Here is a 14,359-nt window from a genome sequence, read left to right on the forward strand (position 1 = left end):
AGGTGAGGACGTCACGTGTGGCCGCTTGCGTTCGGTAACCCGCGGTGGAGTGAAGCGTAACCCCGGCTACGAATTCGTCTCCTGGAAACTGCGTTCGCGCGCCTTGAACAGGCTGTCTGAAACGAACGTCCGCAGTGCCGCCGGGTCGTCGAGCTCCAGCGTCACCGCGAACGGCACGACCGCCTGCGCCCAGACAGGCAACTCGCCGCGTTGCTTGAGCCGCGCCAGATCCTTTTCCGTGGTCACCAATGTCAGACCGTCACGTCTCGCCTCCGACAGCAGGCCATCGATGTCGGCCTTCGAGAACGCGTGGTGATCGGGGAAGGCACGCTCACGGACAACGTCAACGCCGCTGTTCCGGAGGGTGTTGAAAAAGCGCGCGGGATCGCCGATGCCGGCAAAGGCAAGCACGCGCCTGCCCTGCAGTGACTCCAGTGATGCATCGTCCGGCTGCAGCCGCGCTGTCAGCACCGGCTTTCCGCGCATGGCAATCTCCGTCGCCACCATTTTTGCGGCAGTGCCGTCACCGATCACCACGAGCGCATCGGTGCGCGCGATCTGCGGCGCCAGCGGCGCGCGCAACGGACCGGCCGGAAACACTTTTCCATTGCCGAGGCCGCGATGGCTGTCGATCACGATGATCGAGGCGTCCTTGACGATCGCCGGATTCTGGAAGCCGTCATCCATCAGCAGCACGCTCGCGCCCTGCGACTTCGCCAGCGCGACGCCATCGGCGCGATCGCGCGCGACCACGACCGGCAGCCGCTCGGCGAGCATCAGCGGTTCATCGCCGATATCCGCGGCCGAATGTCCGGAAGGATCGACCTTCACCGGCCCGCGCAATTGGCCGCCATAGCCGCGGCTGAGCACAACAGGCACTTCGCCGAGCTCGCGGAGCAATTTTGCCAGCGCCAGCGCGGTCGGCGTCTTGCCGGCGCCGCCGGTGTGATAATTGCCGACGCAGAACACGGGAATGCCGGCGTTGATGCCTTTGCGCTGCATGCGCTTGGCGGCAACAGCGCCATAGAGCACGGCGAGCGGTTGCAGCAGATACGAAGTCAGGGATGCCGGACCGTGCCAGAAGGCCGGCTCACGCATTGGCGGCTCCCATCTCGAGCCGCAACTGCAACAGATACGGTTCGAGCGCCCCAAGTGTCCGCTCCAGCGCGCCGCCGAGCTGCTGCACGACATGTTCGGCGGCTCCCAGCGAGGCTTCGCGCGCCTTGGCATCGGCCAGCAATTGGCCGAGCTGTTTCACCAATGCTTCCTGCGTATCGGCGCGGCGCGCGCCGCCGGCACGGTCGAGCGCCTCATAGACATCGGTGAAGTTGAAGACGTGCGGGCCGTGCACGATCGCAGCGCCGAGCTTCACCGCTTCGATCGGGTTCTGACCGCCGTGCGGAACCAGCGAGCCGCCCATGAACACGATCGGCGCCAGCCGATAGAACAGGCCGAGCTCGCCCATGGTGTCGGCGACATAGACGTCGGTGGTCGCGACCGGCAGTTCCTCGCGCGATCGCAGCGCGCTGTGCAGGCCGAACGCCTCGACGACGCGCATAACCGCCTCGCCGCGATCCGGGTGGCGCGGCACGATCACGGTGAGCAGCGAGGGGAAGAATCCGGCCAATGCGCGATGCGCTTCCACAAGCTGCTCTTCCTCGCCGGGATGAGTGGAGGCCGCGACTACGATCGGCCGGCCGCGCGTCACCGCCATCAGCCGCTCCAGCTTGGCGGGATCGGCCGGCGGCGCGGCGACGTCGAGCTTGAGATTGCCGGTGATGACGACGTTGCGGCTGCCGAGCGCGGCAAAGCGTTCGGCGTCCATTCGCGACTGGGCCAGGCAGATATCGAAGCGGTCGAGCAGGGCCGAGATCGTGTTAGACATCCGCTGCCAGCGCGGAAACGAGCGCTGCGACATCCGTCCGTTGATCAGCACCATCGGCAGGCGGCGCGCGGAGCTCGACAGGATCAGGTTCGGCCACAGATCCGACTCGATGAACAGCGCCAGCGACGGCCGCCAGTGATCGAGGAAACGCCCGACATAGCGCGGCGAATCATAGGGCACATATTGATGGATGACGTCGGGCGGAAAGCGCTTGGCGACGATCGCCGCCGAGGTGACGGTGCCGGAGGTGAGCAGGATGCGCAAATTGAGCTCACGCAGCTTCTCGATCAGCGCCGCCGCCGCCAGCACCTCGCCGACGCTGGCGCCGTGGATCCACACCAGCGGCCCGGGCGGCCGCACGTCGGCGCTGACGCCGCGCCGTTCGCCGACCCGGGCCGGATCCTCCTTGCCGAGCTTCAGCCGCCGCCGGATCAAGGCAGGCGCGAGCGGCACCATCGCGGACGATAGCCTTTGGTAGACCCGCAACGTCATCGGCAGCGACTTAGCCAAGCGCTCCCTCCGGACGCCCGACGGCGGCATAGGCCTTTCGGGTCGCTTCGTTTAGCAAGGTCTCCACCCTGAGCCGCAGCGTTTCCATGGTCTCGGCGTCGGCGTCGGGCGGCACGCTCACGGAATCGATGCCCACCAATGCGCCCCTTCCGAATGGCAAATTGATGGTGGTGGAATCCCAGTTTTTCAACCGGATGAACCGGCTGGTCACCATGGCAAACGGCATGATCGGCCGCCCCGACTCGCGCGCCAGCATGATGGCGCCGAGGCCGGCGATCCGGGCGCGCTTGGGCACGTCGGCGGTGGTCGCGACGTTCCAGTTCTCCTCCAGCGCCCGCAGCATCTCCTTGAAGGCGCCGACGCCCCCCTTGCGGTGGAAACTGCCGGAATGGTCGCCCGACCCCCTGATGGTGCCGACGCCGAGCCGCTCGGCCGCAATCGCGTTGAACTCGCCGTCGCGATGGCGGGAGATCAGGACCTTGGCGCGGTAGCTGCCCCTGATCCGGATGAAGGGGGTCATCAGGTGCTGGCCGTGCCAGAACACGAAGATGCAGGGCATCTGCGGTTCCACCTGCTCATAGACATCAGGCGGCTCAAAGCTGAACTTGTTGGTCAGCCAGACCAGTCGCAGATATTCGGCCGCAAGCAGGCCTAGCGCACGCTGCACGAGGCCGCTGCGCAGAAAATCGCGAATCAGTCGTTTCAACGGGAAGGCTTCGTGTCTGGGCCCGGATTGTGGCTTTGTCCCTGGCTTGGACTTTGGCCCGGATCGAGCAGCCGATGGAGATGGACGATGAAATACCGCATGTGGGCGTTGTCCACGGTCTGCTGCGCCTTCGCCTTCCAGGCCGCGTGAGCGCTGGCGTAATTCGGATATACGCCGACGATGTCGACCTGATCGAGATCCTTGAAGGTGTTGTGCTGGAGATCGATCAGCTCGCCGCCGATGACGAGATGCAATAATTGCTGCGGCTGGGCGCTATCTGACATAATTGTTTTTCCTGATGAGATGCCCGGCAGGCCAGTCCTGTGGCGCGAGTCGATCAGTGCAACGGGCGGTTGCGAAAATGCTCGACAATACGTGCATGACGATCATGTCCCGCCGCCACCAGCACCCCATGCACCAGCTCCCGGCGATTATACGCAATCGCATCCCCCGAGAGCGCTGTCATCCTACCATCCGCTTCCTGCACGATCAAATTGGCCGCCGCAAGGTCCCAATCGTGGCTATTACCGCCGGCGAAGGCCGCATCGAGCGCGCCATGCGCGACCCGGCATAGTCTGAGCGCCAGCGAACCGATTCGCGGGTGCAGCGTGATCTCATGCGCTGTGGGGCTCAATCGCTGCACCAGCGGCTTCGGGCCGGCCACGCGGGAGAAATCGAGATCGGTGCCCGCGGCCGCGCGCACAGTGATGCCATTGCGCGCGGTGCCCTGCCTGCGCGCGGCGAAGAAGAATTCGTCGCTTGCTGGCGCGAATACCGCGGCCAGCACGGGCGAGGCATTTTCGACCAGCGCCACGCTGACGCACCAGTCCTCACGCCCGGCGAGATAGGAACGGGTGCCGTCGATGGGATCGACGATCCAAACCAGGCGCTTGCCAAGCCGTGCCTTATCGTCTGCGCTCTCTTCCGACAGCCAGCCGTAATCGGGCGTTGCCGAACGCAGACGCCGCTCGAGCAGATCGTTGACCGCGATATCGGCCTCGGACACCGGCGACGAGGCGCCCTTGATCCAGTTCTTCAAATCTGTGCGAAACAGCGAGAGCGCCAGCGCGCCCGCCTCCCGCACGGTGTCCGCCAGCAGGGCGGCGTCGCGCGCCAGGATCGCGTCGTCCGTGTCAGCGTCCGCCAAGCGTCAGTCCCTCGATGCGCAGGGTCGGGGCGTTCACGCCGTAGCGGAATTCGAGATCGTTCGCGGCGACCAGCGATTTGAACATCGCCAGCAGATGTCCTGCGATGGTCACTTCGCTGACGGCATAGGTGATCTCGCCATTCTCGATCCAGAAGCCCGAGGCGCCACGGCTATAGTCGCCGGTCACGCCGTTGACGCCGGAACCGATCAGGTCGGTAACGTAAAAGCCCTGCTTGATATCGGCGATCAGTTCCTTCGGCGTCGCCGTGCCGGGCTCGAGATGCAGATTGTAGGCTCCGGGCGACGGCACCGAGGAGACGCCGCGATGCGCATGTCCGGTCGTTGCCATGCCGAGCTCACGCGCGGTCGCGCAATCGAGCAGCCAGGTGGTGAGCACTCCGTTATCGACGAGGGCCATCTTCTTCACCTTGACGCCCTCGGCGTCGAAGGTCTGCGAGCGCAGGCCGCGCACGCGCAAGGGATCGTCGATGATGCGGATGTTGCTGGCGAACAATTGCTGGCCGAGACGGTCCTTCAGGAAACTGGTCTTGCGCGCGATCGATGCACCATTGATGGCGCCGACGAGATGGCCGACCAGCGAGTTCGAGACGCGCGGGTCGTAGACGACGGGCACCTTGCAGGTCTCGACCTTGCGCGGATTGGTGCGCGCCACCGCGCGCTCGGCCGCCTTGCGGCCGACGCTTGCAGGCGACGCGAGATCGGATGCATGCAACGCGCTGGTGAAATCGTAGTCGCGCTCCATGCTCGTGCCCTCGCCCGAGATCGCGGTCATCGAGATGCCCTGGCTCGAGCGCAGGTAGGAGCCATGGAAGCCGGTCGAGGTCACGAGCACCATGCCGCCGATGCCGGAGGACGCCGACGCGCCGCCGGATTTCGTCACGCCCTTGACCGCCAGCGCCGCCGCTTCCGCCTCGGTGGCGCGGCGTTCGAGTTCCGCGGTCGAGGGCACGTTGCGGTCGAGCAGGTCGAGATCGGGGAAGTCGCGCGCGAGCAGCGCGGGATCAGCGAACCCGACATATTTATCATCAGGCGCGACGCGCGCCATTGCGACCGCGCGCTCGGCAAGCTTGGCAACCCCGTCGCCGGAGACATCATTGGTCGAGACCACCGCCTGGCGCTGACCGACCAGCACACGCAGACCGACATCGTCGCCTTCGGAGCGCTCGGACTCCTCGACCCGCCCGTCGCGCACCTCGACGCTTTGCGAAACGCCGCGCACCGCGACCGCGTCCGCCGCATCCGCCCCGGCGCGCCTGGCTGCCTCGACGAGACGCTGCGCCAATTCACTCAAGGCCGACTGATCGAACAGATCGGTCGCGGATTTTTCGGCAAGCGATGATGAAGGGTTCACGAACAAATTCCCGACATTGAAGGGGTGATGGAACGCGGAGCGCCAAACCCACCAGATGTGCCGGATTTGCAGCGATTTCAAGCATTTTGCCGCGCGATGAAGAAGAATTGCTTGAGCCCGGCAAGGTCTTGTCAAGCATGAGCGCCTTTGACCTCTCTTTAACCAGGCTTTTTAAGCTGATCCGGAAACGGCTGCGCTAAGGTCTTCGCATCGACCGGGAACATAATCCCGGCGGGGAGATAAAGCCGTGAGGCGTCAAACAGCAACAGGCGGGCTGAACCCCGCCGGGTCGGGCCGTGTGCAGCGGCTCGACCCGCTTTCTCTTCCGCTCAGCTTCCCTGCGCAGGACGTCCGCGCAGACGGCGGCGTGCGGCAGGTTGAACTTCATCACGAACGCGTCGTGCTGCGCCGTGCCGTCAAGGGCATGCGGATGGCGGTCAATGTTCGCGTCAGCGACTTCATCGGCGTCGCGCTGTGCGACTTTGGCGGCGAGCAGATGCTGACGCTCGTCCACCGCGATCCGTCGCTTTCGATTCCGCTTGGCGTCAGTTCCGACCGCGACGAGATCGAAAGTGCCTGGCAGACGTGGAGCGATGTGCTCCGCCTGCCGCAACTAAGCGAGCAAGCACCGCGCGAGCCCGCGGCAAGGCGCCGCCGCCGCAACGTCATCCAGAAGCGCCGACCGCGTTTCCTGGTGCGCCGCCGCGCCGGCCGTCCGCTCGATGCGCCGAACGTCCATCGCGGCGAGCGCGAGATCATCGCGCAGGATTAAGCGTGAATCTGTAGCTTGTAGGATGGTGGAGCGAAGCGAAACCCATCCTACAAATTCATGCGCATCACGGCATCAATCAGCAGGCCGGCGAACAGGATGAGGCCGGCGTCGCGGTTGGACTTGAAGATGCGCAGGCACAGCGCGGGATCCCTGATGTCGAGCCGCCTTATCTGGATCGCGAGATGCAACGCGAAGGCGGCGAGGCCGATCCAGGCGAACCAATGCGCACCTGCGAGCACGAGCGCCACGCCGATCAGGACCACCGCGAGCGAATAGAACAGCACGAGCGCCTTGTGCGTAGCTGCGCCGAACAGGCGTGCGGTCGACTTGATGCCGATCAGCGCGTCGTCTTCGGCGTCCTGATGCGCATAGATGGTGTCGTAGCCGATCACCCAGGAGATCGAGCCGGCATAGAGCGCTAGCGCGGTCAGATCGATGCGCTCGAGGATGACAGCAAATCCCATCAGGGCGCCCCAGGAGAAGGCAAGCCCGAGCACCACCTGCGGCCACCAGGTGATGCGCTTCATGAACGGGTAGATCACGACGATGATGAGCGAGGCGATGCCGGTCGCCACCGCGAAGCGATTGAACTGCAGCAGCACCACGAGGCCGATCAGTGCCTGCGCGACCAGAAAGACCAGCGCCTGCGTCACGCTCACCTGACCCGCCGGGATCGGCCGCGACCGCGTCCGCTCCACTTTCGCATCGAGATTGCGATCAGTGATGTCGTTCCAGGTGCAGCCCGCACCGCGCATCACGAAGGCGCCGATGAAGAACAGGATGATGACCAGCGGAAGCTGGCGGAGGTCGTGGGCGACGCCGGCAGCGAGCGCCGCCGACCACCAGCACGGCATCAACAATAGCCACGAGCCGATCGGCCGGTCGAAACGGGAGAGACGCAGGTAAGGCCGCGACCAGGACGGCGCGCGGGTGTCGACCCAGTTGCCGGTCGCATCGGCAACACGGGCGGTGACGTCGCTCATCGCGACAGCACGTTGCCGTTCAGCGTATCAAAGGTGCTGCCGCCCTTGCGGGTCGGCACCGCTTCGGGCGCGGAGGCGGATCCCAGTACTTCGCTCAAGGTCGGGCCGGCCGGGGGGCGGTTCTGCATCTGCTGCGCCACGGCGCAGACCTTCCTCTGCATCGCCTCGGTGTTCTTGTGGCCGTTCTGGAGCTGCTCGAGGATCTGCGGCGGAATTCCGCATTTCGCCGAGTTGTCCTTGACGTACTTCATCATCTTCAACTCGGCCTGGCTGTAATTACCGATCAGCTTGCAGGCTTCGTCCGGTCCAGCCTTCTTCTCACCGGCGATCTTGATCAGCTTGCCGCGCCGCTCGGTCTCCTCGCGCAAGGGGATGAAACCCTTCATGCAGGCATCTGACGGGCCCGCGCCCGCGCTCGGGGGCGCCGGTGGTGCGAATCCACCGCCACCGCCCGCGAGCGGCGTCGCACCTTGGCTGGGGAAGGCCGAAGGCGCGCCGATCGACGCGGACGGAGCCGCGCCGTTCACCGGCGGGAAAGGCGAGGCGTTCGCAGGCGTTGCGGCCTGCTGACCGGGCAGCGGCGCGGGAAACGCGCCCTGCGCAAAAGCCTGGCCGGCGTGGAGCACCACGGCGGCAACCGTCAGCGACACCATCAGGCGGGTCATCAAGGGGTATGTCTCCGGCAGCCGGCTTCAAATCGAAGCACAATTTCCATGCGGCTTTTTACGATTCCAGCCGATCCTTAACAACCCGTGGATTGGGGCAACAGCGCGGCGTCACGCCGCGCCATCGATCAAAAATAGGCTACGGATTCTAGCGCTTTAGGCTAAAAGCGCGGACTCTTGGGCATGATCTGTTCGGAAAACAGGTCTCCACCTTTTCCGCAATCATGCCCCGATGGAACATGAACAGATGCCGGACTACGACTTTCGCGCCCCTCGCCTGTTCGTCGACGCCCCCCTGCAAACGGGCGAAATCGTCACGCTGGGCCGCGACCAGAGCAACTACCTCGGTAACGTGTTACGGCTGAAGGCGGGTGACACCATACTGGTATTCAACGGCCGCGATGGCGAATGGCAGGCTGAACTCGCTGGCCGCAAGCGGGTGGACACACTGACCATCCAGCGCCCGACCCGGCCGCAGGACCGCCTGCCCGACATCGCCTATGTCTTCGCGCCGCTGAAACATGCCCGGCTCGACTACATGGTGCAGAAGGCGGTCGAGATGGGCGCCTCGCGCCTGCAGCCGGTCCTGACCCGCTTCACCCAGGTTTCGCGGGTGAACGGCGAGCGGATGCGCGCCAACGTGATCGAGGCAGCCGAACAATGCGGGATCACCGCTTTGGCCGAGGTGGCCGATCCGGTCCCGCTCGAGCGCTTCCTCCCTGGGCGCGCCGGTGACCGGCTCCTGGTGTTCTGCGACGAGGCCGCCGACCTTGGCGATCCCCTTCAGGCGCTGCAGCAGGGAGCCGCCACCGGCGGCATCGACGTGCTGATCGGCCCGGAGGGCGGATTCTCCGAGGAGGAGCGCACGCTGCTGTTGCGCCAACCCAAAATCCTCCGGCTGGCGCTGGGACCGCGGATCCTGCGGGCGGACACCGCCGGGGTCGCAGCGCTGGCCCTGGTCCAGGCAGCACTCGGGGACTGGCGCCGAAGCCCGGGTGGTGGAGCGCCAGCGTAACCCGGGACGCCCGGTAACCGCTGAGGCAGATATCCCGGCTTTCGCGTTCCGCTCCAGCCGGGCTACAAGCCCTCGCCAGGACTAGGCAATGCCGGCTTAAATCGGTAAGGCACCGACCATTAAGCGATTTGGCCGATGGCGGTCGAAACAGCGCTTTTGCCGTGCTAAGGGCACGCCCGCAAACCCTTGAGCCGCTTCGGGAACCCGTTTTCGGGCAATTTGGACGTCGAGATGACCGTGACCGCCACCGCACGCGGTGCCGCCTCCTCCGCCGCATGGGCGGATGCACTGCTGTTGTCGTTTGCGCAGGCCGGTTACGTCAGGGCCGAGCCCGCAATCCTGCAGCCGGCCGAGCCGTTCCTCGACCTCTCCGGCGAGGGCATCCGCAAAAGCCTTTACCTCACCACCGACGCGAGCGGCGAGGAACTGTGCCTGCGCCCCGACCTGACGATCCCGGTGGCACGCGACTATCTCGCCTCGCCAGAGGCCGGAAAGCCGGCCGGCTTCAGCTATCTCGGCGCGGTATTCCGTTATCGCGGGAGCCAGCCCAGCGAGTTCCTGCAGGCCGGGATCGAATCGTTCGGCCGGCAGGACCGCGCCGCGGCGGATGCCGAGATGCTGGCGCTGGCACTGGAGGCGACGGCAGCGTTCGGACTGACCGACGTCGAGATCCGCACCGGCGACGTCGCCCTGTTCAATGCGTTGATCGAGGCGCTGGAGCTTTATCCGGTGTGGCGGCGGCGCCTGATCAAGGATTTCAACCGCAAGGTCAGCCTCACCGAGGACATCGAGCGGCTGACGCTCGCCGGCGGCTCCGGTCGCAACGAATATCAGGGCGTGCTCGCCGCACTCGCCGGCTCCGACCGCAAGGCGGCGCTGGCGCTTGTCACCGACCTGATGTCGATCGCCGGCACCACCAATGTCGGCGGCCGCACCGTCGCCGAGATCGCCGACCGCTTCCTCGAACAATCGACCCTGAAGGCCGGCGCGCTGCCGCGCGACGCGATCGCGACCATCAAGCGCTTCCTGTCGATCTCGGGCGAGCCTGATGACGCCGTCTCACAACTGCGCACGCTGGCTGAAGACGCCAAGCTCGACCTCTCGGACGCGATCGACGAGTTCGAACGCCGCGTCGGCTTCATGGCCGCGCGCGGCATCGATACGAGCCGGACGCGCTTCTCGACTTCGTTCGGGCGCGGGCTCGATTACTATACCGGCTTCGAGTTCGAACTGCACGCCAGGGGCAACGGCGCCGAACCGCTGGTCGCCGGCGGCCGCTATGACGGCCTGATGACGCAGCTCGGCTCGGCGCAGCCGATCCCCGCGGTCGGCTTCTCGGTCTGGATTGAGACGCTGACGCAGCTCGGCAAGCCTCTCCACGGAGGCAAGGCATGAGCGCGCCCTTTGTTCTCGCGGTCCCCTCGAAGGGACGTTTGCAGGAAAACGCCGAGGCGTTCTTCGCCCGCGCCGGATTGACCCTGTCCAAGCCCGGCGGCGCCCGCGATTATCGCGGCACCATCGCGGGGCTGGACAATGTCGAGATCGCCTATCTCTCGGCGAGCGAGATCGCCTCGCAGCTCGCGCGCGGCATGGTGCATCTCGGCGTCACCGGCGAGGACCTCGTGCGCGAGAGCATCGCGGATGCCGACAAGCGCGTGCACCTGATCGACGGTCTCGGTTTCGGCTATGCCAATGTGGTGGTCGCGGTGCCGCAGGCCTGGATCGATGTGCGCACCATGGCGGATCTCGACGACGTCACCACCGGCTTCCGCGAGCAGCATCACCGGCGCATGCGGATCGCAACCAAGTATATCAACCTGACGCGGACCTTCTTCGCTTCCCGCGGCATCCTCGACTATCGCATCGTCGAGAGCGCCGGCGCGACCGAGGGCGCGCCCGCGGTCGGCACGGCGGAACTGATCGTCGACATCACCACGACCGGCGCAACGCTCGCCGCCAACGGACTGAAAGTGCTCGACGACGGCGTGATCCTGCGCAGCCAGGCCAACCTCGTCGCCTCGAAGGACGCCGACTGGTCCACCGAGGCCCGCGAAGCCGCGCGCGTCATCCTGGATCACATCGCCGCGCGCGCTCGGGCGAATAAATATCGCGAGGTCCGCACCCGCTTCAAAGGATGCGATGCAGCATTGCTCGCGGAAGCCCATAACCGCTTCGGCGTGGTCGCGCCGTTCGGCGGGCCGACCTCGTCGGGCATGCTGACGCTGCACTGCCCACCGGCGCAGCTCTATGCGCTCGGCAGTTTCCTGCGCGAGCATGGCGCCGATACGGTGTCGGTGGTCTCGCTCGACTACGTCTTCGACCGCGAGAACCCGCTATTCGCCAGGCTCGAGGCGTTCCTGCGGCAATGAGGTCGCACGCTTGTTCATCGTGGCGACAGCTACCGGGCGGTACCATATATTTTTGACAATCTGGAACCTGATCGATGACGCTGGGCTCTGACGTTTCCGGCCTGACCACCACCGCGGTGAATGCTGCGGCGCGAGGGCTGTCGATCGTCGTTCCCGTTTATAACGAGGCCGCCGGGCTCGCGCTGCTGCATGAGCGGCTGATTGGCCTGGCGCGGACCTTGAGGGATCGCTACGGGCTCTCGTGCGAGGTCGTCTATGTCGACGACGGCAGCAAGGACAGCACGCTGTCGATCGCGCGTTCGCTTATCCCCGACACGCTCGATGTCCAGGTGGTGTCGCTGTCGCGCAATTTCGGCAAGGAGGCCGCGCTGATGGCTGGCCTTGATCACGCCCGGCGCGGCGCCGTGCTGTTCATGGATGGCGACGGCCAGCACCCGCCCAGCCTGGTCGAGAAACTGGTCTCGCACTGGATCGATGACGGCTACGACGTCGTCTATACCGCGAAGGCGCATCGCGACAACGAACCGTTCCTGCGCAGGGTCGCGGTGCACGGCTTCTACGCGCTGATCAACTGGGGCGCGCGGCAGAAGATCCCCGAAGATGCCGGTGACTTCCGCCTGTTGTCGCCGCGTGCGGTGGCGGCGCTGCGGCAATTGCCGGAGCGCAACCGCTTCTTCAAGGGATTGGCAAGCTGGATCGGCTTCCGCCAGATCAGGGTCGACTATGAGCCGGCGCCGCGCGCGCATGGCGTCACCACGTTCAGTGCGACGCGGCTGATCGGCCTGTCGATCGAGGGATTGACGTCGTTCTCGGTGGCGCCGCTGCGCTTTGCGAGCCTGCTCGGCGTGCTGCTCGCGACCGCGGCGTTCCTGTTCGGGCTTTCGATCCTGTGGGAGGTCTTCACGACCGGCAAGCAGGTGCCCGGCTATCCCTCGCTGGTGATCGGGCTGATGACGATCGGCGGCGTGCAGCTCATCATGATCGGCATCGTCGGCGAATATATCGGCAAGATCCTGTCAGAGCTGAAGGCGCGGCCGATCTATTTCGTTGCCGAGCATAGCGAGAAGCGCGCCGGCCCCGATGCGACTGCCGCAAGCGGCGAACGGACCGCGGCCGAATGAACGACGCCGCGCAGCCGCGCCGGATCTGGCTCTGCGCCGACGATTACGGATTGAGCGAGGGCGTCAACCGCGGCATACGCGAGCTGATCGCGCGCGGCCGTCTCAACGCCACTTCGGTGATGATGGTCGGCGCAGCCATCGGCCGCGACGAGGTGGCGGCGCTGAAGCGCGTTGCCGCCGAAAGCCCGCGTTGCGCGGTCGGGCTGCATGCGACGCTGAGCGCGCCGTTCCGTCCGCTGACCATGCATTTCCGGCCCGTCAATGGCGGGCTGTTCCTGCCATTCCCAAGGATGTTGCGCGCCGGCATGCTCAGGCGGCTCGATCGCGAGATGATCCACGCCGAACTCGTGGAGCAACTGGCGACGTTCAAGGACATGTTCGGCTGCGCGCCCGACTTTGTTGACGGCCATCAGCATGTGCAATTGTTTCCGCAGGTGCGCGACGCCTTCTTACGTGCCGTGAAGGAAGCTGCGCCCGAAGCCTGGGTGCGACAGGGCGGACGCAACCAGCCTCTCCCGCAACGCTTGCGCGCGCCGAAAGCGCTGGTGCTGGATATGCTGAGTGCGCAGTTCAGGAAACGCGCATTGCGCGCCGGCATTCCCTTCAATCCCGCTTTTGCCGGCGCCTACGATTTTTCGAAATCGCCCGACTTCGGCCCATTGATGCAGCAGTTTCTCGACGGACTGCCCGACGGCGGGCTCGTGATGTGCCATCCCGGTTTTGTCGATGAGACGCTCAAAGAGCTCGATCCGCTGACGACCCAGCGCGAAAAGGAGCATGCGTTTCTTGGCAGCGATCGATTCGCGCAAATGCTCGTGGCGAACAATGTTACACTTGCCTGAAGCCGTGCGCGAAAATCCGCAGCAGAATCTGTTGGTCGTTTTGTCGCATACTGAAATTTAATTCGCTGCGCCACTCCTTGCGCCACAAAGACAGCCCTACATGTTCGGCGCTTCGATGCAATCGACGCGATGGAGAAGGCCATGACCCCGCAAGAACGCCAATTGATCGACGATCTCTTCGACCGGCTCGCCAAGCTGGAGAACGCCCCGCGTGATCCCGAGGCCCTGGCTGCCATCTCGGAAGGGCTGCGCAAGGCGCCCAACGCCGCCTATGCGCTGGTGCAGACCGCGCTGGTGCAGGACGAGGCGCTGAGGCGCGCCAACGACCACATCCAGCAATTGGAAGCGGAGCTCGGCGGCGGCCCGCAGCAGGGCCAAGGCGGCGGCTTCCTCGATTCGATGCGTGATGCGATCTTCGGCCAGAATCAGAATCAGTCGCGCGGCTCGGTTCCGCCGGTGCGTCCGCCGGAAGGTGGCGGCCGTCCGGTCTGGAATAGCGGCCAGGCGATGCAGCAGGCGCAGGGTCCTGGACCGTATGGCCAGCCGCCTTACGGCCAGCAGCCGCAGCCTTATGGCGCGCCGCAGGCGGGTCCGTTCGGCGGTGGCGGCGGCTCATTCCTCGGCACCGCCGCGGCGGCGGCCGCCGGCGTGGTCGGCGGCTCACTGCTGATGAACAGCATCCGCGGCCTGATGGGTGGCAGTGGCGGTCACCAGGCGTTCGCGGATTCAGGCAATGCCGGCGACGACAAGCCGTGGGGGAATGACCAGTCCGGCGGCGACCTCGCGCGCGACGCCGGACTTGGCGACATCGGCTCAGGCGGCCGCGACAACGACTCACGCGCCGGCTTCTTCGACCAGGCATCGAACAACAACAATAACGACGATGGCTACGGTCCCGATGACGACGACGATGGGTTCGATGACGGCGGCGACGACGGCGGCAGCGACTACGCGTAAGCCGCAGCGCAGGTG

General features: G+C 65.7%; 15 protein-coding genes. 7 read left to right on the forward strand and 8 right to left on the reverse strand.

Annotated elements, in window-relative coordinates:
* Positions 1 to 66: 66 nt before the first annotated feature.
* The 6 genes from lpxK to I6F35_RS24250 are packed head-to-tail and all read right to left on the reverse strand — an operon-like array spanning position 67 to position 5,626.
* A complete protein-coding gene (lpxK, locus tag I6F35_RS24225) occupies positions 67 to 1,098 on the reverse strand; it encodes a tetraacyldisaccharide 4'-kinase (protein WP_225120166.1) in 1,032 nt (343 codons plus the stop codon).
* Positions 1,091 to 2,425 carry a 3-deoxy-D-manno-octulosonic acid transferase gene (locus I6F35_RS24230; RefSeq protein WP_225120167.1) on the reverse strand — a complete coding sequence of 445 codons (1,335 nt, stop codon included), beginning with the start codon at positions 2,423 to 2,425 and terminating at the stop codon, positions 1,091 to 1,093. The genes lpxK and I6F35_RS24230 overlap by 8 nt, the downstream gene beginning before the upstream one ends.
* Positions 2,388 to 3,101: a lysophospholipid acyltransferase family protein gene (locus tag I6F35_RS24235; RefSeq protein WP_225120168.1), complete on the reverse strand. Its 714-nt coding sequence runs from the start codon at positions 3,099 to 3,101 to the stop codon at positions 2,388 to 2,390. Before I6F35_RS24235 ends, I6F35_RS24230 begins: the two co-directional genes overlap by 38 nt.
* Positions 3,098 to 3,385, reverse strand: coding sequence for a DUF4170 domain-containing protein (locus I6F35_RS24240; RefSeq protein ID WP_225120169.1), 288 nt, complete (start codon positions 3,383 to 3,385; stop codon positions 3,098 to 3,100). Before I6F35_RS24240 ends, I6F35_RS24235 begins: the two co-directional genes overlap by 4 nt.
* A 53-nt stretch (positions 3,386 to 3,438) precedes the next feature.
* Positions 3,439 to 4,248: a 3'(2'),5'-bisphosphate nucleotidase CysQ gene (locus I6F35_RS24245; RefSeq protein ID WP_225120170.1), complete on the reverse strand. Its 810-nt coding sequence runs from the start codon at positions 4,246 to 4,248 to the stop codon at positions 3,439 to 3,441.
* Complete coding sequence (locus I6F35_RS24250; protein WP_225120229.1) at positions 4,235 to 5,626, reverse strand: TldD/PmbA family protein; 1,392 nt, start codon at positions 5,624 to 5,626, stop codon at positions 4,235 to 4,237. The genes I6F35_RS24245 and I6F35_RS24250 overlap by 14 nt, the downstream gene beginning before the upstream one ends.
* A gap of 241 nt (positions 5,627 to 5,867) precedes the next feature.
* On the opposite strand from I6F35_RS24250, the gene I6F35_RS24255 reads away from it, so the two are divergent.
* Entirely contained in the window at positions 5,868 to 6,392 is a 525-nt protein-coding gene (locus tag I6F35_RS24255) for a DUF6101 family protein (protein ID WP_225120171.1), read from the forward strand.
* A gap of 47 nt (positions 6,393 to 6,439) precedes the next feature.
* On the opposite strand, the gene ubiA is transcribed toward I6F35_RS24255, so the two are convergent.
* Complete coding sequence (gene ubiA / locus I6F35_RS24260) at positions 6,440 to 7,375, reverse strand: 4-hydroxybenzoate octaprenyltransferase (RefSeq protein ID WP_225120172.1); 936 nt, start codon at positions 7,373 to 7,375, stop codon at positions 6,440 to 6,442.
* Positions 7,372 to 8,043 carry a hypothetical protein gene (locus tag I6F35_RS24265; protein ID WP_225120173.1) on the reverse strand — a complete coding sequence of 224 codons (672 nt, stop codon included), beginning with the start codon at positions 8,041 to 8,043 and terminating at the stop codon, positions 7,372 to 7,374. The genes ubiA and I6F35_RS24265 overlap by 4 nt, the downstream gene beginning before the upstream one ends.
* Before the next feature lie 244 nt (positions 8,044 to 8,287).
* Here I6F35_RS24265 and I6F35_RS24270 point away from each other — a divergent pair, with 244 nt between their 5' ends.
* The 6 genes from I6F35_RS24270 (at position 8,288) to I6F35_RS24295 (ending at position 14,344) form a co-directional block, all read left to right on the forward strand.
* Positions 8,288 to 9,055 carry a 16S rRNA (uracil(1498)-N(3))-methyltransferase gene (locus I6F35_RS24270; RefSeq protein WP_225120174.1) on the forward strand — a complete coding sequence of 256 codons (768 nt, stop codon included), beginning with the start codon at positions 8,288 to 8,290 and terminating at the stop codon, positions 9,053 to 9,055.
* Positions 9,056 to 9,286: 231 nt separating this feature from the next.
* Positions 9,287 to 10,450: an ATP phosphoribosyltransferase regulatory subunit gene (locus I6F35_RS24275; RefSeq protein WP_225120175.1), complete on the forward strand. Its 1,164-nt coding sequence runs from the start codon at positions 9,287 to 9,289 to the stop codon at positions 10,448 to 10,450.
* On the forward strand, positions 10,447 to 11,424 hold the full coding sequence (hisG, locus tag I6F35_RS24280; RefSeq protein WP_225120176.1) for an ATP phosphoribosyltransferase: 978 nt from the start codon (positions 10,447 to 10,449) through the stop codon (positions 11,422 to 11,424). Before I6F35_RS24275 ends, hisG begins: the two co-directional genes overlap by 4 nt.
* Positions 11,425 to 11,498: 74 nt before the next feature.
* Positions 11,499 to 12,545 carry a glycosyltransferase family 2 protein gene (locus tag I6F35_RS24285; protein ID WP_225120177.1) on the forward strand — a complete coding sequence of 349 codons (1,047 nt, stop codon included), beginning with the start codon at positions 11,499 to 11,501 and terminating at the stop codon, positions 12,543 to 12,545.
* Positions 12,542 to 13,387 (forward strand): ChbG/HpnK family deacetylase, encoded by an 846-nt coding sequence (locus tag I6F35_RS24290; protein WP_225120178.1) that lies wholly within the window; start codon positions 12,542 to 12,544, stop codon positions 13,385 to 13,387. The genes I6F35_RS24285 and I6F35_RS24290 overlap by 4 nt, the downstream gene beginning before the upstream one ends.
* 141 nt (positions 13,388 to 13,528) lie before the next feature.
* The gene (locus tag I6F35_RS24295) at positions 13,529 to 14,344 is read left to right on the forward strand and encodes a DUF2076 domain-containing protein (RefSeq protein ID WP_225120179.1); all 816 of its coding nucleotides are present in this window, start codon (positions 13,529 to 13,531) and stop codon (positions 14,342 to 14,344) included.
* Positions 14,345 to 14,359 lie beyond the last annotated feature (15 nt).

The organism is Bradyrhizobium sp. BRP22, assembly GCF_020194175.1.
In the GTDB taxonomy this organism is placed as follows: domain Bacteria; phylum Pseudomonadota; class Alphaproteobacteria; order Rhizobiales; family Xanthobacteraceae; genus Bradyrhizobium.

Bases quoted from the DNA above. Each gene is read 5' to 3' on its own strand.
- hisG (WP_225120176.1), top strand. From the start codon at position 10,447: ATGAGCGCGCCCTTTGTTCTCGCGGTCCCCTCGAAGGGACGTTTGCAG.
- lpxK (WP_225120166.1), bottom strand. From the start codon at position 1,098: ATGCGTGAGCCGGCCTTCTGGCACGGTCCGGCATCCCTGACTTCGTAT.
- I6F35_RS24270 (WP_225120174.1), top strand. From the start codon at position 8,288: ATGCCGGACTACGACTTTCGCGCCCCTCGCCTGTTCGTCGACGCCCCC.
- I6F35_RS24230 (WP_225120167.1), bottom strand. From the start codon at position 2,425: ATGCCGCCGTCGGGCGTCCGGAGGGAGCGCTTGGCTAAGTCGCTGCCG.
- I6F35_RS24290 (WP_225120178.1), top strand. From the start codon at position 12,542: ATGAACGACGCCGCGCAGCCGCGCCGGATCTGGCTCTGCGCCGACGAT.
- ubiA (WP_225120172.1), bottom strand. From the start codon at position 7,375: ATGAGCGACGTCACCGCCCGTGTTGCCGATGCGACCGGCAACTGGGTC.
- I6F35_RS24285 (WP_225120177.1), top strand. From the start codon at position 11,499: ATGACGCTGGGCTCTGACGTTTCCGGCCTGACCACCACCGCGGTGAAT.
- I6F35_RS24295 (WP_225120179.1), top strand. From the start codon at position 13,529: ATGACCCCGCAAGAACGCCAATTGATCGACGATCTCTTCGACCGGCTC.
- I6F35_RS24275 (WP_225120175.1), top strand. From the start codon at position 9,287: ATGACCGTGACCGCCACCGCACGCGGTGCCGCCTCCTCCGCCGCATGG.
- I6F35_RS24240 (WP_225120169.1), bottom strand. From the start codon at position 3,385: ATGTCAGATAGCGCCCAGCCGCAGCAATTATTGCATCTCGTCATCGGC.